This window comes from Sphingomonas sp. MJ1 (PH-R8) (genome assembly GCF_048058635.1).
GTDB lineage: Bacteria > Pseudomonadota > Alphaproteobacteria > Sphingomonadales > Sphingomonadaceae > Sphingomonas.
This window is the reverse complement of record NZ_JBBEFX010000004.1, coordinates 223,914-244,324: the sequence shown is the minus strand read 5'-3', so window position 1 is coordinate 244,324 and position 20,411 is coordinate 223,914. Positions and strand designations below refer to the sequence as shown.

The window sequence follows — 20,411 nt, the reverse complement described above, 5'->3', positions numbered from 1 at the left end:
TTCAGCCGACTGCTATCGGCGCCCTCGCGCCAACAGCTTTTCACCATCGGGCCTGATCTCGCCCTTCGGCGTGACGTGTCGGTAGAGTGTTTGGCGCGTCACGCCGAGTTCGGCGCATAGCTCCGCGACCTTGGTTTCCGGTTTGCCCATCGCGGCCTGGGCGAGACGCAGTTTGGCCGGCGTCATCTTGAACGGACGCCCGCCGTGCCGACCGCGTGCCCGAGCGGACTCCAGACCGGCGCGCGTGCGCTCGACGATCAGTTCTCGCTCGAACTCGGCGAGGCCGGCGAAAATCGCGAAGATCAGCCGACCGTTGGCGGTGGTTGTGTCAATCGACGCGCCTTCGCCCGCCAGCACCTTCAACCCGATGCCACGCTTCGTCAGATCACCAACCGTATTGACGAGGTGGCGCAAATCGCGGCCGAGCCGATCGAGTTTCCAGATGACCAGCGTGTCGTCGCGGCGCAGCGCCTTCAGGCAGGCGTCCAGTCCCGGTCGCTTGTCGAGCCGGCCCGATGCGGCATCCTCATAGATATGCTCGGGATCGACGCCGGCCGCGACCAGCGCGTCGTGCTGCAGGTCGTGGACCTGGCTGCCGTCCGCCTTGGACACCCGCGCGTAACCGATCTGCGTTGTCACATATACGTCCGTTCACGTGACGGAGCGGCATTGCCCGTCGATCAATCGCGATAATGTCACATAACCCGTCTTCTGGTCTATGCTCCATGAACGGGTACGCTTTCCTGTTTCGTGACGAACAGGAAGCCGATGCCGACCAAGACCATCCTGTCGCCCGCGCAGCGTGCTGTGATCTTCGACCCGCCTGCCGATCGCGCGACGATCGAACGGCTCTATACGCTCGGTCCCGACGATCTGGCACAGGTGGCGCGACGTCGGCGCGGGGCGAACCGGCTCGGCTATGCGGTGCAGCTTTGCTACCTGCGTCATCCCGGTCGCAGGCTACTGACGGGGGATGCGGTGCCCGCCGCCATGCTCGCGCTGCTCGCCGATCAGATCGGGTGCGTAGCCGACGACTTCACCGGCTATGCCACGCGCCCCACGACATTGCGCGAACACCGGGCCGAGATCGAAGCTCTGCTCGGTCTGCGCGCCTTCGCGCGGGTGGATGTACGGGCGATGCTGGCGCTGGGATCGGAGATTGCCGCTTCGACTGATAGAGGTGAGACGATCGTCACAGGCATGGTCGATCGCTTGCGGGCGGACCGGATCGTACTGCCGGCGACATCGACGCTGGAACGGCTCGCCCTCATCGTGCGGACACGGGCGCGCAAGGCGGCCCATTCCAATCTGATCCGCGACTGTTCGACCGAACAGGAAGCCGCACTCGAACACATGATCGCCTCCGACGATGATGGGCGCACCCGGCTAGGATGGATACGCGAATGGCCGGAAGCACCATCGGCCGCGAACCTGAAGGGAATCGTCGAACGGCTCGACACCGTGCGCGGCATCGGGATCGCGGCTGATCGAGCACGACGTATCCATGCTGCTCGCTATGCCGTCATTGCGCGGACCGCCGGCATCGTCACCGCCCAGCACCTGCGGCGTCTCGAACGTCCGCGCCGGCTCGCCATGCTCGTAGCTTCCGTGATCGAGATGGAAGCGACGTTGACCGACGCCGCGCTGGTCATGGTGGAGAAGATGGTGGGCGCGCTGTTCCGCCGTGCCGACCGCACCCGCTCCGATCGGCTGCTCGGCCAGGCACGGATGCTGAAGGACACCGCGCGTTTCCATGCCCGGCTCGGTCGCCTGCTGGTAGATGCTCGTGCGAGCGGGCGCGATGCCTTCCGCGCGATCGACGCGAAGATGGGCTGGGATCAGCTCGAACGCAGCATCCGCTTTGCCGAGGATCTGACGCGCTCGGCCGATGACGGGCTGGAAGAAGTGGTCGAACGCTATCCCGCCGTGCGGCGTTTCGCCCCGACGTTTCTCGCCGCTTTCACCTTCCGCACCGCGCGGTTGGCTGATCCGCTGCTCGGCGCGATCGAGGTGCTGCGCACGATGTACCGCGACGGTCGATCGGTCCTGCCGAAGCGAGTGCCGACCAGCTTCATCAAGCCGCGCTGGCGCAAGGTCGTGCAGCCGGCGGAAGGGACGATAGACCGGCGCGCCTATGAGATCGCAGTGATCGCCCACCTGCGCGAGCGGCTCGGCTCGGGCAGCATCTGGGTGGACGGCAGCCGCGCCTATCGCACGCTCGACGACTATCAGCTGCCCATGCCCGCCTTCGAAGCGATGCGCGCGAGCGGCGATCTGCGCCTGGTTGTGCCGACCGACTTTTCCAAATGGTACGAGGAACGCCGCACCCTGTTGGCCCGGCGCATGACGGAGGTGGAGCGCGCAGCCGCAGCGGGCGAGCTGGTCGATGTGACGATCGAACGCGGGCAGTTGCTCATATCGTCGATCCGGCGATCCCCGTCCGACGATGCCGATGCGCTAAAGGCCCGGCTCTACGCGATGCTGCCGCGCGTCCGAATCACCGATCTGCTGGTCGAGGTCGCCGCATGGTCGGGATTCGCCGACCGTTTCGTCCATGCGCGCAGCGGCGCCCCCGCCTCCGACCAGTCCGCGCTGATGGGTGCGATCCTCGCCGATGCGACCAACCTCGGCCTGGGCCGCATGGCCGAAAGCTCGCGCGGGCTGACGTTGTCTCGCCTGCGCTGGACGGCGGAATGGCATGTGCGCGACGAAACCTATCTGTCGGCGCTGGCGGCGATCGTCGATTGCCATACCGCGCATCCGCTCGCGGCGGTCTGGGGACCGGGCGATACATCGTCGTCGGACGGGCAGTTCTTTCGTGCCGGTGGTCAGGGCGAGGCCCGCGCCGATCACAACGCCCGCTATGGCACCGAACCAGGCGTGCTGTTCTACACCCACGTCACCGACCGCTTCACGCCGTTCCACACCAAGGTCATCGCCGCCAATGCCGGCGAGGCCGCGCATGTCCTCGACGGCCTGCTCGACCATGAAAGCGAGCTGGTCATCCGCGAACATGCGACCGATACCGCCGGCGCGGTCGATCATGTCTTCGGCCTGTGCCATCTGCTCGGCTTCCGCTTCGCGCCCCGCATCCGCGACCTCAACGAGCGCCGGCTCTACAGCCTGTCGCCGCTCGACTCGTGGCCGACGCTGCGCCCGCTCGTCGCCGGTCCGGTCAAGATCCGCGCGATCGAGGAGAACTGGGACGAAACCCTGCGCCTTGCCGCCTCGATCCGCGCCGGCACGGTGAGCGCCTCGGTCATGCTCCGCAAGCTGGCGGGCTTCCCGCGTCAGAACTCGGTCGCCCGCGCGCTGCGGGAGATAGGTCGGATCGAACGCACCCTGTTCATGCTCGACTGGTTCGATGATCCCGACCAGCGTCGTCGCACCGGCAGCATTCTCAACAAGGGCGAGGCCCGCAACGCGCTCGCCCGCGCCATCTTCTTCAACCGCCTCGGCGAACTGCGCGACCGCACCTTCGAGAACCAGCGCCATCGCGCCTCCGGCCTGACCCTCGTCACCGCGGCCATGACGCTCTGGAACACCGTCTATCTCGACCGAGCTGTCCGTCATCTGCGCGGCAGCGGCGTCGACGTGCCCGACGAGCTGCTCGCCCACGTCGCCCCTCTGGGCTGGGAGCATATCGGCCTCACCGGCGACTATCTCTGGGGCGAGATCGACAAACCTCGCGAGCGGTTCAGGCCGCTGCGCCTCCACCAGCAAAGCCGGGACGCTTAGCGTACGTTTTCGACCATCCTCTCACCGGTCCCCGTATTGCCTCAAACGGCGATAGCCTAAAGTGGAGAGTTTTATTTTGGGAGATCAGGAATGAACATCGGGATGAAGACGATCATGGCGTTGTCAATTGCTCTGCCCGCCGCGGCGTGGGCGCAGTCTGACGCTCGAGCCGCTGATGCGCGCGCCGTGAAGGCTGTGCTGTCGTCGTACAAGAAGGCGATCGAAAAGCTTGACGCCGCTGGAACCGAGCGACTGTTCACGACCAACGCGCAGATTTTCGAGACAGGAGCATCTGAGGGCAGCTACACCACGTACTTGGCTCATCATCTCGGTCCCGAGCTGAAGCAGTTCAAATCGTTCCGTTTCTCAGACTACAAGGTCGACGTCCGCTTCGAGGGACCGGTTGCCCTTGCAACCGAAACCTACCGTTACCGGATTCAGCCCAAAACCGGTGAGGCGGCCGAACGGCTCGGTGTTGCCTCAAGCGTACTTAAAAAGGTGGGCGGCAGCTGGAAGATCGTGTCCATGCACAACAGTGCTCGTAAGCCGAAGGGAAGCTAATGGAGGTAGGCGGAGGCTGGTGCGTGAACGTATTTCTCAGCAGGGATTAACGACTCAGGGAGGTGCTTTCGGGATTGCGCTACACCGGCATGCTCATAATGTCCTTGTAGGCGGACAGCACTTTGTTGCGAACCTGCAACGTCGCCTCGAATGCGATTGAGGACTCCTGCCGCGCAAGCATCACCTTCGCGATGTCGGTTTCCTCTCCGCGTTCGTAGGCAACCGTCAAAGCACCAGCGCGCGCATTGATCGCATTAATTTTTTGAAGCTGCGTCTGAAAAGTAGCGGCGAAGCCGCCTAGATCGGCGTGTCCTGATTGCGAAACGGCCGCCGCTCCGCCCACGCCTGAGACAGAATTTGGGCTATCCGCCTTTCCCAGCGCGGTGTGCATCGCTGCGTCAAAAGCCGCTCCTTTCGCAGCCCCGGACACGGAGACAGAGTTCGGGTTGCTTGCTACGTTCCGAAGCGCCGCGTTCTTGTCGAGGACAGCGTTCCGCAAAGCCATGACATCATTGATGGAGATGCTGCTCATATTTTACCTCGGTGCGCCTTCAGCGCACCGACATGTCGCATTGAAACCGTTATGGCATGGTTAATTGAACTTAGTACTGATTGCCTATTCATGAAGCTATGCACCGATCCCTCGCGCAACGTCTCGTCGCGGATAGGTTCGAGGGTATTGTCTTGATACCAGCGTCGCCCCTCGATCCGGCTCCCGGTGCGAAGCACGCCGGTCGCATAGGCAGCGCGGTCCGCATCATCCATCATAGGGTCGCACCAGCGCCAGCGCCGTTTCGTGGGGCCCGTCAAGCTATGTGGTGAAGTCACGCAGATGGAGGATTACCGGCATCGCCTTGGGATGCCATGGCGAGACGATCGCGTTCGGCGAAGGCGTAGGCTTCGCTACGCACAGTCGGTCGCCATATGCCGACGAAGAACGCGATCGGCTCATTGGGGATCAAGAACCACATCTGCCGGGGCTTGCCATCGTCGCCAGTCCCGCCCTCGGGGTGGGGTCCGGCGAAATGGGTGAACGGGACAAGGCAGCGCCGCTCCGGGTTGGCGAGCGACGGCTTCCACATCGATGAAGCGAGGTTGCGGCCATGGGTCACATACTTGTCCAGCTTCACGACCGGGTCGCGCTTGCTCGGCGCCTGGATCGCGAAGCCCCATTCCATCGTGACCGGCTCCAATGGCCGGTTGCCCGGCGACGATCACCGCACGCCCAGGCGCACCGAGGGGTCTTCTTCTCGGTAGGGAAGACTTCGCGCGGCACCGGGGAGGTCTCATCCCCAGGATTGGCAGACGTATCGCTAAAGCGATCCCCGGCAATGGGGTGCGGGTTCGATCCCTGCCGCTGACGTTAAGACCGAGCAAGACGGATCATGGATGTCAAAAATCGCGACTACGCGGTTTTAATCAAGAGAACGCAATAAAAGTTTAGCGTGAGTATTTTGCGCTCTCGATCTGATATTTCCCAACCCGGAAATGAAGTTCTTTGAAGCATGGAGGGTTGATATCAATTCTGAATGCCGGAAGCAGGCACTTTGAGATATTCGACACGAAGGTGACAACTCACGTTTCATCTGTGACGGTGACCGTATCAGGTTTCACGACCGCATCTCCTTGCGTTGACAATCCGGTTCCCGCTTGCGGCGGGGACCGCAATCACACAACCGATTGCACATTCCCCCGTCCTCCAAAAGCTGTCAGCGACTCCGGTCCTTATCGCGCGGTGCTGGCGCTTGCGCCGGGGTCGCGCGGCCGATTTTGACGTCCAGCGATCCGCCCGCTTTGATCCGATCGGCGACGAGCTGGCGCGTCGACTCCGCGATGGCTCCGACCATGCGCGCGCTCTCGCCCCGATCGCGCGCGGTCTTCATGGCCGCGTCGACGATTGCCTGGGCGGGCGCAAGGCGCGGATCGGCTTGGTTCTTCTCCGGCGTGTTCTTCAGGAACAGCTCGGCAAGCCGCTCCTGCCCCGGCGAGTGACCAGGGGGCAGGATCGGCCGCTCCAGCGACCGCACGGCGCGCTGGAGCTGGGCCGGCTGCTGGTTGTTGATTTGAACACCGAGTGCTGCGCCGATCTCCCGCACGCGCTCCAACGGCGTCTGCTGCGGCGTCACGACGGCATCGACCTGACGGACACCTAGATAGGTGAGAAGGTGCGATTGATAGATCGGCCCTTTGGCATGGCGGACATAGGCGAGTTCGGTGCGCGCGTTGGCGATGGCGGGGGAGGGGGCACCCTCCTTAATCAACCCACGCAGCCGATCGGCCGCCTGTTGGCGAGCGGCCGGCAAATAGCGTTCCAGCTCCTCGCGCGCCTTGGTCAGCGTCACGCGGTAGCGTTGCCCCTCGGGCGGCGCGCGCTTGGGGAGCATGGCGATCCCTGCGGGGCCAATCCGCGCCTCGGGCGCGAGGTCGCGCTTGATCGCCGCTGCGGAGAGAACCGCCGCCATTCCGCGATGATCGCCGGTAAGAAAGCCGTGACGGGACGCCTCCATCCAACGGTCCTTGTCGATCGCGGCGATGCGGATCGGGTGGCCGGCTTCGCGGGCGAGCTGGGCGGCATGGTGGCGCATGGTGCGCCCGTTCCCTTCGCGGAAGGGATGAATGGCGTTGATCTCGTTGATGTGGTTGCCGAGCCGATCGAAAAACTCGTCGCGAGGAAGCACCCGCAAGCCGCTCTGCGCTCCTACCTCGGCGAACCGCTTGTCGAGTTCGCGCGCGATGTAGGGGACGGCGGCGAAGCTCGATCCGCCCTTGGCGATGTTGACGGTGCGGTCCTGGCCTGCCCAATCGTAGAGGTCTTGGAACAGGTGTTTGTGAAGGGCACGGTAGCCGTCGGCGGTGGCTGGAAAGGTCAGGCGCGCAGCCTCCGCGCCGCGCGCCTGCGTCAGTCGTCGTTCGGCCTCGGTAAGCGTTTTGTCTTCCGTAATCCCGAGCCGGTTACGAAGCGTCTCGGTGCCGGGATATGTATAAGGATCGCTTGCCAAGGTCAGGCAGCGATCTGGCGGGTTCCGGGCTGATAGAGACTGAGGATAATCGAGGGCATGAGGGCGGGCGGAACGCCCTCGTCGAGCATCATCGAGAACATCGCGTCCTCGTCGATGGTCGGGGTCATATCCTCGATAACGAGATTGGCACGGGCTTCCGCTACGTCCTCGCGCCAAAGCGCAACCTGTTCAGGGCTGCCGCGCTCGAAATCCATCTGGCGGATGCGCTCGCGCAGCGTTTCAAGATCGATCTGGGCCATCGCGGTCATCCTTTCTGCTCATAACCCTACGCCTTCCAACGCGATTCCTCAACAAATCACGTGCGATAAGAGCCGGTCGGTGCGTCGCGATCCGCGCTCGCTTGAACGCGGATCGCACGCCGGGGACGTCAGTATTCGCTCGCGAGCATGATCGTCAGCACGCGCTTGGTCTGTTGCTCATCCCACGGCGCTTCGCTGCCATAGGTAAGCGTGTTGTCGTAGTAGTCCACCTTCCAGAAAACGGTTTCGGCGATTGCCTTGTCGTCGCTCGGTCGCTCCTGCGTCCACGTTCCCGTCGCGAGCCGATAAACCGCGCCGAAATCATGTTCTCCGTGAGGATCGTTGTCGCCGGTGAATTGCGAGAAGCCGACGATCGCCGCCAGCGCCGCGAAGCGATCCGCGTCGGGGAGAGACTGGAAACCCAGCGTGACGTTGGCGATGGATGCGGTGCCCGGTTGGCTCCGGGCTAGGTCATTAAGGCGACGGATGGTGTCGAGTTGTTCGGGGCTGCACATCACTGATCCTCCTTCTGGCATGGGCCGCAAGGCCGCTCGGCCTCACGGCCCTGCCTGTCCGGCGAGGACGGGATGGGGAGGGGGAGCGAGAATCTACCGCTGGTGCGGGCGAGCCGCCTAGCGCGGCCGAAGCCTCCGGCGACGGGTGCCGCGGTTGGCGGATTACACGGGCGGTCGATTGTCGTTCGGGAACGAAAGGGCAGCGCCCTTGGTGTTCCCCTAGCGCCGGTCGCGCGCATCGCGATCGGCGAGAGTTGCGCGGTGCGGATCTCCGCACGGCACTATCGCGCGCAAGCGCGCCCCCGTCAGGAGGGCGCGTTGCGTGCGTCGCGGGCGGCGATCACCAGATCGACGATACGCGGCTGATGGAACAGCTCGCCACGCTCGACAACACCGAGACCGGGACCATCGAGAACGTCGCGGATGCGATCCTGCACGACCTCCTCCAGGTCTCCGGCGAGAACCCAAAAGTGGCGCGGGTCACGATCGCGGCCATCGGCGCGGAACTGGTCGCTTTCGACGACGGCCTGGACCAGCGCGTTCAGCGCGGCCATCCCCAGCGCGCGCTCGAAGGCGAGCTGCGCGAATAGGCGATGATGGGACATGGAAACCTCCGTGTTGCCGTGATTGGCGACGACGGCGGGAGGGGCGCGGAACGCCGGGTCATAGGACCGCGCCAGCGGCCGGCTTGCCGGGCAGCGGGGGAGCCGATTTGCGCAGCAAATTGGGGGGACCGCTGATCCTTGAGGCGGCGTTCCGCGCCCCTCACGATGGGCGGAGACTGACGGACTGCCTCTACAAACCAACGCCCGCCCACGGGGCGGACCGCTAGCCGATTTTCTGCTTTCGTTCTCGACTCGGCTGACTCATAGAATCGTCATGCCGATCATGGCCGAACATCGCTGGCTCTACCCGATCGACTGGCCTGAGTTGTCGAGGCTGATCCGGTTCGGCCGCGCCAAGGGGCGCTGCGAGCATTGCCAGCGCCCGCACGGCCGGCGGGTGTTCCACTTGGGTGACGGACGCTGGTGGGACGCTGATCGCCACCAATGGCGCGACGGGCGCGGTCGCCGGGTGCGTGCGCCTAAGTCGGACGTGGCGACGATCGTGCGCATCACGCGGGTCTATATCGCGTGTGCGCATCTGAACCATGACCCCACCGACAACGCACCACGCAATTTGGCTGCACTCTGCCAGCGATGCCATATGATCCATGACGCGGCCGAACATCGGCGCCGGCGATGGCTGAATGCTTACAGACGTCGGGCCTTGGGCGATCTGTTCGCATGGTTCGAACCACGCGCGATCTTGGTGAGGAATGGCGGCGGTCGTAGTATCAGCTTGGGTGACGGGCTGCGCGGCTCACACGCGAATAGCAGAATGGAGTGATAGCAATGGATACCTTCAACGCTGGCGTCCAATACAACGACTTCAAGGGAACCGTTGCCGCGGACATTTCCGATAATGTCGCGCTTGCCGGCCATCTGGTGTCTTTGGGAAAAGCTGAAAGCGACGAGCGTGTCATTGGATTCAGGATCGCTTCTGGGGAGAACCAGGGGACACCCGTGACCGATGTGTCGCTGGTGGCTTATCTTCTTCGGTCTGCTGAGTTTGAGCCAGCCCCGGCAGAGGTGCGTGCTGTCGAATTGCGCATCACGCCGGGGGAAGCGCTCGCATTTTTCAAGCGTTTCGACCTCGTGGCAGTTCGGCGCGGCGTCGATTTGAGCGGCACTCACGTAGATGGCCCGCATTACGATTAAACTCGCCATCGCGCCGCCCGTCCCTTGTGGGCGGGCGGCGTGCGCTGATCTGCAAGGGCAGCGCGCGCGACGGCCATGCAGAGCATGGCTGTCGCGCCGGCGAGGGGGCTGATGCTGGGCGGTTGGTCGAGAAAAGGGGGTGATTATCACCGCCCCCCGTATCCGTTTACGCCATTTCGTCGGCCTCCATGTCCTCGCCATCGAAGGCATCGGCGTCGGGATCGTCCAGTTCGTGCCGCTCGGGCTGGTCGAACGCCCCGATCTGCATCGGCGCGGGAAGCCAGTGCGAAGCGAGCCGCCCCGACACGTTGACCGCCAAGTCTGCCTTCTTCTTGATGGTTGCGCAGTTGTCGGCGCTGGCATCGCCGCATTCGGCGCGGAGTAGGTCGATAAGGGCCGCACGGCGCATCTTGTCGAACAGGGCGATGGGGGCTTGCCAGCGGGTCGCAATGTCCACGCCTGTCGCGCGGGCCACCTGCTCAAAGTGATGGTGACGCGCACCGGGGGCACCGCCTGCGAACAAGGTGCCGTCCACCGTCATCGCCACCAATCCGGCGAGTAGCGCCATCTTGTCGTCGTGACTCATGGCGCGAATGACCTCGAACCGGCCATCTGCTGGGACCGATGCGAAGCGGTCGGCCATCGTTTCTTCGACCTCCCGCACGTCGCTGGTCGCCATAAGGTCGTCGGCAACATCGGTCGCGATGGTCTTGGCCTGCACGTCTATCGCCATCTGATAGCTGTGCGCGCCGTGGAGTAGCTGACCCGCAAGGCTGTCCAGCAGCACATCCAGCGCCAGCGCCGGGTCGGCTGAAACCGCCTCCTGCACGATGCGGGTCTTGATCCGCGACAGGTCTGCAACAAGGCTGTTGCTGTAGAGCGGCTGCGGCTCGCCGCTGCTCGCCTTGGGCTTCGGCTCGGCCTTCGCGCGATAGAAGCTCTTGCCGAGCGATCCGTCATGCGAAACCCAGAGCGCCACGCCCCCGACCGCGACCTGCTCGGCATTGAACCCGCGCAAGCCCTCAGTGATCGCATCCCGCTGATCGGACAACGGCGCGATGCGGTCGCTGTCCTCGCCCTCGGCCTCGGCGATCTGTTCGATAGCGACGTCGATTGCCTCGATCCGCGCGGCCTCGTCCTCGGTCGGCTCGCGCGTGGCCGGATACAGGCTGCCCTTCATGTAAAGGTCGTAGGGCCGGTCCAGCGTGGCGCGGACCTCATGCCAACCGATCGCGCGATACTCGTCGGCGATACCGTCCAGCTTGTCCTCCGCCAGTTCCTGCACAAGCTCGGGATGGTCGGCAAACCCCTCGGCCCCTTGGCTGAACAGGTCTACCGTGATCGTCCCGCCCTTCGCCTCGTAGGCGTCGCGCCCGACGAAGATAAACGCGCCGCTGGTGGTGTCCACCTTCTCGGTGGTGAGCATCCGCCGGATGGTGTGGGCGTGGCCGTTCGCCGCCTTGCATACCTTCACCTGTTGGTCGTGGTCGTCAGTGAGGGTGAGCGCGCGCGCCGCCTCAAGCGACAACTGGTCCTTGGCGATCAGGTCGATCAGCGCCGGTGCCAGCGCGGAAAGGCGAAGCATCTTATAGACGAAGCTGACCGCCTGACCGAACCGGGCAGCGATTTCCTCGGCGTCCATGCCGGTATCGCGTAGCGCCGCAAAGGCGCGGATGCTGTCTGCCGGGTGCATGTCCTCGCGCTGGAAGTTCTCCGCGAGCGACAGTTCGATGGCCTCTTCCTTGGTGCGGACCTCGACGGGAAACGCGTCGCTGTTCTTGATCTGCTTGCGCTTCGCCAGTTCTTTGAGGCCGCGATAGCGCCGCCCTCCGGCGAACACATAGAACAGGCCCTCGTCCTCATAGGCGACAAGGTTTTGCAACAGGCCGTGCGCGGCAATGTCGTCGGCCATGCTCTCGACGGCGGAAGGCTTCACGCGCCGCTGATTGAGCGGGGAAAGGCGAAGCTGCGACAGCTTGACGGTGATGATACCCATGATGATGCTCCTGATCTGAATAAGGTTCGGTGATGGGGGAGGGGTCAGCCTTCGAGGCTCGCGAGTTCGTCAAACTCGGCCGATGCGCGCGCCGCGCCGTCCCCTGCGTAGGTCGCGCCGGAACGCGGATAGAAGAACACGCGCTCGCCACGGCGGTAGGGGGTGCCGTCCGCGCTGGTCCCGTCCACATTGGCCCGTTTCCAGTAGGGATCGCCCTTGTATCGGGTGTAAGCCATTCTCTTTCCTCCTTCTTCCTGCGGCTGAAAGCCGGTTGCCGCAGCAACCGGGTCTGCCTCTCCGGCGAGGAGCGGGATGGGGAGGGAGGAGGAAAATCGATGGCCTGGCGCGGGCAGGCCGCCTTAGCGCGGCCGACGCCCCTTAGGGCGTCGGGTGCCGCGCTTGGCGGACCACACGGGGCCGTCTATTTTCCTTCGGGAACGAAAGGGCAGCAGCCCTTGGTGTTCCCCGCGCTGGCGGGCCTCCGGGGGAGGGCCGTGGCGCTCTACAGGGGAGCGTCTCGCATCTTTGCGCGTCCGCAGGTGTGCCACGTGGCACACCTCACGCGAGGATCGTTACCCTTTGGGACGAGACGCCGGGACGGTGGCTCGGTCGGCGCGAACGCGCCGATAGGGCCGTGCCCGTCAGGGTCGCGCAGGGTCTTCAAGCCTGATGGTATGGATTTCGCCGTCTTCACCGCCGAAGCGTCAGACCCGCTCATTATCATCGGTGAGGATGTTGGCAGATGCGTAGGAGAGTGCGACCGCGCTCGAATGCGATCGTTCCTCCGGCCATGATCGCACGCGTGTGACGCCCCGTGAAGGGCTCTCCTGTCTTGGACGCCGCCAGAATCTCGGTCGGCCCGGACGGCAACCATGTCACGGCCATGCGCAAACCGTCGTCGAGGAAATCAATGTCGGCCCGGCTGCCGTCTGCGCATGTGACGTATCGCTGTTCCAAGACCCGCGTCATTGAGTGAGGTCGGTGTATCTCCGACGTGTCGCGAGTATTTGGTGACGGCTCCGAACAGCCAACGGTCATCATAAGTAGCGTGGCGGCGCAGATGCGCACGTCAACCATTCCGCTTCCTCATTAATCCGGACTCACGCCTCGCGGGTCCGTCGCCAAGTTGGCCGGCAACCCCGAAGGGCTGCCGGCTCGGGTATGGTCCCGCAACGAGCCGGTTATTCAGCTCGCCGAAGGGTTGGCGGAAACAACCTTGCCGTCCGCACCAATCACGACGTGAAGCGTGCGCCGTGCGACAGGCTCGGAGGGATTGGTGAAAGTCACGACGGTCTGACGCGCGCCGTTGGCGGTCCGCTGCGCGGTGCCCTCGACCTTTGCTTTGGACCAGCTCGGGGCGAGCTTGGATTGCGTCACCATGCGAACGACGTGCTGACGCGCCACCTCGGCGGGCGCTTGGCTATGCGCTTCCTCGTCGTGAACGGGATGGGCGGCGGCGGGGGCTGCGGCCAATACCGCGACGGCTAGGACTGCGTATTTCATGGGTAGTCTCCTCGTGGTGGAAAGGGTGGAGTGCATCGCTACGATCAGGTTTTCGGCTTCGCAGCGAAGCTGCGGAACGTGCCGGTCGCCGTCACGGTGATGGTCACGGGCGCAGTGGTGCGGTTGCGCCAATACCATCCGTGCATCCCGTCGAAAGGAGCCTGGAAATCGCCCTTCTCGCCGGCGGACGATCCTTTCTCGTAGCTGGTGTATTTATCTGCCGGCGCGTCGTGTTCCTCGCCGTGAAGCTCGAAACGGACCTCCGGTCCGCCGGTCGACCAGGCGTAGGCGATCCGGTCGCCAGCGCGCATGTCTGCCTTCACTTCGCGACCTTCGTCGGGCTGGAGCGTGATCTTCACCTCGGCCGTCTGCGCGGTCGCCGGCACGCTCGACCTTGCAGCCGGCGAAGCCGGCGCCGTGGTCGCCGGGACTGTGGCGGTCTCGGCTGCATGTTCGGCCTGCTTGACCTCTCCCATGCGAGTGAGGCCGAGCAGGCGGCCCGTCCCGATCGGATCGACGCCGTATTCGGCGGGCAGGATCGTCGTCGCGAGCAGCGCGACGGCGACGCCGAAGGCAAGCGCCGTTGCCCGGTTGAGCTGGCGCAGCGTCGGGAGATCGCCGACGTTTGGCAGATTGGCGTTTTTCATCAGGCGTTCCCTTCGAGAATGAGGCCGGCGAGCTGGTAGCCGGTAAGGACGAAGCCCGCGGTCATCAGGACCACGTTCGCGGCAAAGGCATGTCGGCGGAAGCTGGCGGTGCGGCGCCAGTAGCCCATGACGATCAGGATCGCGGACAGAGCGAGTAACTGGCCGATTTCGACGCCGACGTTGAACGACAACAGATTCACCAAAAGGCCGTTCGATGGCAGCGCGAAGTCCTGGAGCTTGGTCGCGAGGCCGAAGCCGTGGAACAGGCCGAAGATCAGGACCGCGGCCTTGGCGTTAGGCTGGACGCCGAACCACCGCTGATAGGCACCGAGATTGTCGAGCGCCTTATAGACCACCGACAGACCGATAATCGCGTCGATCGCATAGGGACTGACGTGGGTGCCGAGCAGAACGCCGGCGATCAGCGTCGTGCTGTGGCCGATCGCGAACAGCGTCACGTAGGCGGCAACCTGCTTCATCCGGTAGAGGAAGAAGATCACCCCGAACAGAAACAGCAGATGGTCGTAACCTGTGACCATGTGCTTGGCGCCGAGATAGAGGAAGGCGCCAGGGGCGGGTCCGTTGATCGTTTCGATGAATGCCTGATCGCCTTCGGCGACCCCATGTGCATAGGCGGCGCTTGCCATGAACGTCGCGGTGGCGACGGCAAGGAACGTCGTCACCCCTCTCAAGTGCAGCGGGAGGCGCCACGGGCGGTTGGATGATGTTTCCACGGTAAATTGTCTCCGCTTCATCACGCGAGCGCGTGCGTCGGGGTGGCAGGGTCGGGGCGTCGCCGTTGCGACCACCGGCCCGCCAGGGCGGTGATCGCTGGCAGCACCAGCAAGGTCAGGGCGGTCGAAGTAATGAGGCCGCCGATGACGACGGTTGCGAGCGGCCGTTGCACCTCGGCACCTGTGCCGGTGGCGAGCGCCATCGGCACGAAGCCGAGCGATGCCACCAGCGCGGTCATCAGCACCGGGCGGACGCGCTCCATTGCGCCGTCCACGATCGCGTCATCGTCGCTCGCCCCTTCCTCGCGATGCTTCCCGATCGCGCTCATCATCACGAGGCCGTTGAGGACGGCGACGCCCGACAGGGCGATGAACCCGACCGCTGCGGTGATCGAGAAGGGGATGCCGCGCAGCAGCAGCGCAAACACGCCCCCGGCAAGCGCCATCGGCACCGCCGAGAACACGATCGCCGCCGACACGAAGCTGCCGAGCGCCATGTAGAGCAGGGCGTAGATCGCAATGAAGCAGATCGGCACCACGATCAGCAGGCGTAGCCGAGCCGATTGCAGGCTCTCGAAGGTGCCGCCCCACTCGGTATACATGCCAGCGGGGAGCTGCATCTGGCCGATCTTCGCCTGCGCTTCCTCGACGAACCCGCCAAGGTCGCGCCCACGCACGTTGATCTGCACGACCACCATCCGCTTGCCGTTCTCACGACTGATCTGGTTCAACCCTTGGGTGTAGTTGAACCGGGCGACCTGGCTTAGCGGGATCGAGCGCGCCACCTGACCTTCGGCAGCGGGCAGCATCACCGGGATCGACCCCAGCGTCTCAAGGTCGTCCCGCTGCGCGTCGGGCAGGCGGACCACGACGTCGAACCGCCGGTCGCCCTCGAACAGCAGCCCGGCCTCACGCCCGCCAAGCGCAGCCGAGACGGTGTTCGCCACCTCCTCGACCGACAGGCCGTAACGGCCCGCCGCCTGACGGTCGATCTGCACGTCGAAGGTCGGCGCGCCGGACGTCTGTTCGGCACTCACGTCGCCAGCGCCGGGGATCGTGCGCATGACGGCGGCGATGCGCTTCGCCTGTTCGCTCATCGCGTCGAGGTCGTCGCCGTAAAGTTTGATCGCGACGTCGGCGCGAACGCCGGCGATCAGCTCGTTGAAGCGCATCTGGATCGGTTGCTGGATCTCCGTCCGGTTGCCGATCAGCGGCTTCATCCGCTCCTCGATGCGGCGAAGAATGTCCTCCTTGCTTTTCACCTCCGTCGGCCACTCGTTCTCCGGCTTGGGGATGACGTAGGTATCCGACGCATTGGGTGGCATCGGATCGGTGCCGAGGTCGGCGTTACCGTTCTTGGAGAAGACCAGCGCCACCTCCGGCAGCGTCTTCAATGCATTCTCGATCTGGAGCTGCATCTGCGTCGATTGGTCGATCGACGCAGATGGCACGCGGAAGTTGGTGACGGTTATGTCCTTCTCGTCGAGCTGCGGCATGAACTCCTCGCCGAGGAAGCCAAAGCTCAGCACGGCCGCGACGAACACGCCGACACCGCCCAGGATGAAGGGCATCGGGCGGGCGACAGCCCGGCCCAGCACGGGGGCGTAGCGTTCCTTGAACCAGCGGATCGGCTTCACTTCCGTCTCACTGACCCGGCCCTTGACGACGATCGCGATCATCGCGGGAACGAAGGTAAGCGACAGGACGAAAGCAGAGGCGAGCGCCACCATCAACGTGATCGCCATCGGCGCGAACGTCTTGCCCTCAACGCCCTGGAAGGTGAGCAGCGGCACGAAGACGAGGAAGATGATGAGCTGACCATAAACGGTCGGCCGCACCATCTCCTTGGCCGCGAGCGTCGTTTCCTCCATCCGCTCTTCGCGGGTGAGAAGCCGGCCTTCATGCTCCTGGCGTTCGGCGAGGCGGCGAAGCGCGTTCTCGACGATGATGACGGCGCCGTCGACGATCAACCCGAAATCGAGCGCGCCGAGGCTCATCAGATTGCCCGACACGCCCAGCCCGTTCATTCCTGCGGCCGTCATCAACATGGTAATCGGGATGACTGCGGCGGTGATGAGCGCAGCGCGGATGTTGCCGAGCAGCAGGAACAGCACGACGATGACGAGCAGCGCGCCTTCGGTCAGGTTCTTTTCCACCGTCGCGATCGTCGCGTTGACGAGCTTTGAGCGGTTATAGACCGGCTCGGCGAACACGTCGGGCGGCAGCGCCTTGTTGATCTGCGTCAGCTTCTCGGCGGCGTCTGTCGCGACGATGCGGCTGTTGTCGCCTACCAGCATCAGCACGGTCGAGATGACCGCTTCCGATCCCATGCGACTGCCGGAGCCGGTGCGGACCGCACCGCCGATCACCACCTGGCCCACGTCCTTGACGCGAACGGGGACGCCGTTGCGGGTCGCGACGACGGCTTCCTGAATGTCTTCGATCGACTTCAGACGAGCATCGGCGCGGACAAGGAAGCTCTCGCCAGCGCGGCGGACATAGTTCGACCCGGCGGAGAGGTTGGCCCGCTCCATCGCATCCGCCAGCTCCGTGACGGACAATCCATAGCTGGCGAGCGCGTTGAGGTTCGGCTCGATCAGATATTGCTTCACATAGCCGCCGTTGGAATCGACGCCGGCGACGCCGCGCACCGCCCGCATCTGCGGGCGGATGATCCAGTCCTGCACCGTGCGGAGATAGGCGGCCTTCGCCAGTTCGGTGGTCAGCCGCTCGCCCTCGGGGGTGAGGTAGCTGCCGTCCGACTGCCAGCCCGGTTTGCCGTCGACCGTCTTCAGGCCCTTGCCGTCGGGATGGCGGAAGGCGACCGAATAGAAGAAGATCTCGCCAAGCCCGGTGCTGAGCGGCGCGAGGATCGGCTGCGCGTTGGCGGGAAGGCTGTCGCGCGACTGTGCGAGCCGTTCCGTCACCTGCTGGCGCGCAAAGTAAATATCGGTGCGGTCGGTAAAGACCGCTGTCACCTGGCTGAAGCCATTGCGTGAGATGGAGCGGGTCATCTCAAGCCCTGGTATTCCGGCAAGCGCCGTCTCCACCGGGAACGTCACCTGCTTCTCGATGTCGACCGGCCCCAGCGTCGGCGCGAAGGTGCTGATCTGGACCTGCCGGTTGGTGACGTCGGGCACGGCGTCGATCGGCAGCTTGGTGATCTGCCAGAGGCCGAAGCCGATGACGACGAGGGTCAGGAAGGCGACAAGCCATCGCATCCGGACCGAAAGGGAGAGGATGCGGCCGATCATTCCGCCGACTCCTTCTCGATCTCGGCCTTGAGAAGGAAAGCGTTGGTGGTGGCGATCTGCGTGCCGGCGGCAAGGCCGCCGGTGATCGCCACCATCCCGCCCGATCGGCTGCCGATCTGAACCGGCTGCGCGCGGAAGCCCTGGCCGGTGCGGACGAACACCACGCTGTCGCTGCCAAGCGTCTGCACCGCGTCTTGCGGCACCATCACGCCGCTCTTTGCGGCCCCGCCACTGGCGAGGATGCGAGCCTGAACAAGCTGGCCCGGGGCAAGCGTGCTGCCGCCGGCGGTCGGCGTGACGACGACCGTCGCGGTCCGCGATTGCGGATCGACGACGCCGGTCGCCGAACGCACCCGCCCTTCTATCGTGCGACCGTCTGTGGTGGTCAGCTCTACCCTGTCGCCTTCTCGGACACGGCCAGCATCGGCAGGCGGGACGCTTGCGGTAATCTGAAGCCGGCTCGGATCGGCGACGCGGAACAGCTCGGTTTCAGCCGCGACGAACTGGCCGAGATTGGCACCGGCATTGGTAACGCGCCCCGAAACGGGGCTGACGACCGCAACCGATCGACCGTCGCCCGACACGCGAGCCGCGCCCGCGGCGGCGCTAGCCCGGCGAGCGTCGGCCTGGGCGACGGCAAGGTTGGCCTGTGCCGATTCATAGTCGGCGCGGGGTGTCACACCCTGCGCGAGCAAACCGCGCTCTCGTTCGAGCTGACGCGCGGCGAGGGTGACGCGCGCGGATGCGGCCGAGCGGTCGGCTGCGATTTGTGAAGCGTCGCGGCTCTCGACCAATGCAAGGGTCTGGCCGGCGCGAACCGGATCGCCGATGCGGACCATGATACGGCTGACCGTGCCTGGCGCGCGCGCGGTCAGCACCGCCTCGGCGTCGGGCGTCGCCTCGACCGTGGCGGAGGCAAGGATCGCGGCGTCCAGCTCGCCGGATGCCGCCGGGGCTACAGTGATTTGCGATGCTGAAAGCGCCTGTTGCGTCATCGCGACCGTGTTCGACGGCTTTGCTGGCGCTGCGGCTTCCGTAGGGGCAGGGGCGGGGGTGGACGATTGGGTGAGGCGCGCAGCGCCGAACCCAAGCGCAGCGGCAGCGACCAGGCCAATGGCGGCGCCGGTGTAGAGACGATTTTTATCGGTCATTGCACCGCTTCTCCGGTGATGGTGAGGCCCTGCAGACGGGCCAGATTGGCGCGAGCGTCGAGGCGCGCTGCGGCGGCGTCGAGGATGACGCCACGGGCGACCCCGAGATTGTGACGCGCGGCAAGGAGTTCGATCAGCGGGCTTTTGCCCGCCTCGTAGGCCACGCGAGCGAGGCGATAGCCCTCTTGGGCGGTCGCCAACGTCCGCTGCGCGGCAGCGGCGCGAGCGTCGGCTGCCTCTACCAGTGCGAGACCAGCGCGTGTCCCCGCCTCGGCTTCGAGCCGGGCTGCTGCGGCACGCGCCTCGGCACCTTGCAGTTCGGCACGTGCCGCCGAGATGTTGCCCCGGTTGCGATCGAAGAGGGGCAGCGGGACGGATATGCCGGCAACGACGGCGGGGCCGCTCGCGACGCGAAGCTGGCGCACGCCGAGCTGCGCGGTGACGTTGGGGATGGCGAGGCGCTGTTGCACCGTCACCGCTCGCGCTGCGGCGTCCCGTTCGGCTTCTGCAACGCGCACCATCGTCGCCTGCATAGGGTCGATGGGGCCGAACGCCGGCTTGGCGTCGAGCCGATCCAAGAGTGATTCCGACAGGCCGGTGAAGGGGGTTGTAATACCGGCCAGCGCGGACAGGCGTGCCAGCGCGGCCGTCTTGAGGGCGCGCGCGTTTTCGAGGTCGGCCTGAAGCGTGTTGAGTTCTGTTTCAGCCTGCACCTGCCGGAGGCGGGCTTCCTTGCCAGCGCCGACCAAGGCGCGGGCCACCTTCAGGTCGTCGGTCGCCTCCTCAACTTCGTCCTCGGCAATAGCGATGCGCCGATCGGCGATCTCGGCGCCGGCATAGGCGCGTGCCAGCTCGGTCGCATAGACAAGGCGACCATCGCGATTGCGCGCCTGCGCCGCGACGATGCCGGCTTCACCGGCGGCGATCCGGGCTGATCGCTTGCCACCCAGCTCGATGGGCTGATCGATCTGGAACGTCGTTTGCTGCTGGTTGCGCGCGTTGCGATCGAGGTCGCCCGCGAAATTTTCGGCATAGACGTTGATCGACGGGTTAGGCCGCGCGCGAGCTTGCTCGGCAAGGCCCCGCGCGCGGGCGACGTCGGCTTCCAAGACCGTGACGCGGGGCACATCGCGCGTCTGGTTCAGAAGCTGTGCGAAAGGGGGCGCGGTCTGCGACCACGCTGCACCCGCGGGCCATAGCGCCGCGAGCGTGCCGGCCAGCGCAAGCACGCGCTGCCGGCGATAACTGCCGTTCATAATCCATAATCCTCCAGGGGTAAGTCTGTCGGCGCGT

At 65.1% G+C, this 20,411-nt stretch carries 19 protein-coding genes; 4 read left to right on the top strand and 15 right to left on the bottom strand.

The annotated features are described in order from the left end of the window. Nucleotides 1–12: 12 nt before the first annotated feature. Nucleotides 13–639 (bottom strand): recombinase family protein, encoded by a 627-nt coding sequence (locus VPH46_RS05720; RefSeq protein WP_082052512.1) that lies wholly within the window; start codon nucleotides 637–639, stop codon nucleotides 13–15. A gap of 129 nt (nucleotides 640–768) precedes the next feature. On the opposite strand from VPH46_RS05720, the gene VPH46_RS05715 reads away from it, so the two are divergent. Continuing rightward, nucleotides 769–3,738 carry a Tn3 family transposase gene (locus VPH46_RS05715; protein ID WP_042491074.1) on the top strand — a complete coding sequence of 990 codons (2,970 nt, stop codon included), beginning with the start codon at nucleotides 769–771 and terminating at the stop codon, nucleotides 3,736–3,738. A gap of 90 nt (nucleotides 3,739–3,828) precedes the next feature. Next, the gene (locus VPH46_RS05710) at nucleotides 3,829–4,299 is read left to right on the top strand and encodes a YybH family protein (protein WP_053003295.1); all 471 of its coding nucleotides are present in this window, start codon (nucleotides 3,829–3,831) and stop codon (nucleotides 4,297–4,299) included. A 79-nt stretch (nucleotides 4,300–4,378) separates the two neighbouring features. Here VPH46_RS05710 and VPH46_RS05705 read toward each other — a convergent pair whose 3' ends face one another. From VPH46_RS05705 to VPH46_RS05680, 6 genes are all read right to left on the bottom strand, one after another. Continuing rightward, complete coding sequence (locus VPH46_RS05705) at nucleotides 4,379–4,831, bottom strand: flagellar hook-basal body complex protein FliE (RefSeq protein WP_042469180.1); 453 nt, start codon at nucleotides 4,829–4,831, stop codon at nucleotides 4,379–4,381. A 292-nt stretch (nucleotides 4,832–5,123) separates the two neighbouring features. Beyond that, nucleotides 5,124–5,477: a hypothetical protein gene (locus VPH46_RS05700; protein WP_231738854.1), complete on the bottom strand. Its 354-nt coding sequence runs from the start codon at nucleotides 5,475–5,477 to the stop codon at nucleotides 5,124–5,126. Between the two features lie 531 nt (nucleotides 5,478–6,008). After that, nucleotides 6,009–7,298 carry a Fic/DOC family protein gene (locus VPH46_RS05695; RefSeq protein ID WP_042469182.1) on the bottom strand — a complete coding sequence of 430 codons (1,290 nt, stop codon included), beginning with the start codon at nucleotides 7,296–7,298 and terminating at the stop codon, nucleotides 6,009–6,011. Between the two features lie 2 nt (nucleotides 7,299–7,300). Further along, entirely contained in the window at nucleotides 7,301–7,558 is a 258-nt protein-coding gene (locus VPH46_RS05690) for a hypothetical protein (RefSeq protein WP_042469301.1), read from the bottom strand. A gap of 128 nt (nucleotides 7,559–7,686) precedes the next feature. Beyond that, nucleotides 7,687–8,073 carry a DUF3768 domain-containing protein gene (locus VPH46_RS05685; protein WP_042469183.1) on the bottom strand — a complete coding sequence of 129 codons (387 nt, stop codon included), beginning with the start codon at nucleotides 8,071–8,073 and terminating at the stop codon, nucleotides 7,687–7,689. Between the two features lie 305 nt (nucleotides 8,074–8,378). After that, nucleotides 8,379–8,678, bottom strand: a complete 300-nt coding sequence (locus VPH46_RS05680; protein WP_042469185.1) for a hypothetical protein — start codon at nucleotides 8,676–8,678, stop codon at nucleotides 8,379–8,381. A gap of 274 nt (nucleotides 8,679–8,952) precedes the next feature. Here VPH46_RS05680 and VPH46_RS05675 point away from each other — a divergent pair, with 274 nt between their 5' ends. Both VPH46_RS05675 and VPH46_RS05670 read left to right on the top strand, forming a co-directional pair. Further along, a complete protein-coding gene (locus tag VPH46_RS05675; RefSeq protein ID WP_231738850.1) occupies nucleotides 8,953–9,462 on the top strand; it encodes a hypothetical protein in 510 nt (169 codons plus the stop codon). Between the two features lie 5 nt (nucleotides 9,463–9,467). Next, nucleotides 9,468–9,833 carry a hypothetical protein gene (locus VPH46_RS05670; RefSeq protein ID WP_042469187.1) on the top strand — a complete coding sequence of 122 codons (366 nt, stop codon included), beginning with the start codon at nucleotides 9,468–9,470 and terminating at the stop codon, nucleotides 9,831–9,833. A gap of 166 nt (nucleotides 9,834–9,999) precedes the next feature. On the opposite strand, the gene VPH46_RS05665 is transcribed toward VPH46_RS05670, so the two are convergent. The 8 genes from VPH46_RS05665 to VPH46_RS05630 form a co-directional block, all read right to left on the bottom strand. Further along, entirely contained in the window at nucleotides 10,000–11,829 is a 1,830-nt protein-coding gene (locus VPH46_RS05665; protein WP_042469188.1) for a ParB/RepB/Spo0J family partition protein, read from the bottom strand. A 44-nt stretch (nucleotides 11,830–11,873) separates the two neighbouring features. Next, nucleotides 11,874–12,065 (bottom strand): hypothetical protein, encoded by a 192-nt coding sequence (locus VPH46_RS05660; RefSeq protein ID WP_042469189.1) that lies wholly within the window; start codon nucleotides 12,063–12,065, stop codon nucleotides 11,874–11,876. A gap of 949 nt (nucleotides 12,066–13,014) precedes the next feature. Next, nucleotides 13,015–13,332 (bottom strand): DUF6488 family protein, encoded by a 318-nt coding sequence (locus VPH46_RS05655; protein ID WP_042469191.1) that lies wholly within the window; start codon nucleotides 13,330–13,332, stop codon nucleotides 13,015–13,017. Between the two features lie 44 nt (nucleotides 13,333–13,376). Beyond that, a complete protein-coding gene (locus VPH46_RS05650; RefSeq protein WP_416609616.1) occupies nucleotides 13,377–13,979 on the bottom strand; it encodes a hypothetical protein in 603 nt (200 codons plus the stop codon). Beyond that, nucleotides 13,979–14,626, bottom strand: a complete 648-nt coding sequence (locus tag VPH46_RS05645) for a HupE/UreJ family protein (protein WP_042469303.1) — start codon at nucleotides 14,624–14,626, stop codon at nucleotides 13,979–13,981. Before VPH46_RS05645 ends, VPH46_RS05650 begins: the two co-directional genes overlap by 1 nt. A 107-nt stretch (nucleotides 14,627–14,733) precedes the next feature. After that, complete coding sequence (locus VPH46_RS05640) at nucleotides 14,734–17,967, bottom strand: efflux RND transporter permease subunit (protein WP_042469194.1); 3,234 nt, start codon at nucleotides 17,965–17,967, stop codon at nucleotides 14,734–14,736. Next, complete coding sequence (locus VPH46_RS05635) at nucleotides 17,964–19,118, bottom strand: efflux RND transporter periplasmic adaptor subunit (RefSeq protein WP_042469196.1); 1,155 nt, start codon at nucleotides 19,116–19,118, stop codon at nucleotides 17,964–17,966. The genes VPH46_RS05640 and VPH46_RS05635 overlap by 4 nt, the downstream gene beginning before the upstream one ends. Next, the gene (locus VPH46_RS05630; RefSeq protein WP_042469198.1) at nucleotides 19,115–20,374 is read right to left on the bottom strand and encodes a TolC family protein; all 1,260 of its coding nucleotides are present in this window, start codon (nucleotides 20,372–20,374) and stop codon (nucleotides 19,115–19,117) included. Before VPH46_RS05630 ends, VPH46_RS05635 begins: the two co-directional genes overlap by 4 nt. Between the last annotated feature and the right edge of the window lie 37 nt (nucleotides 20,375–20,411).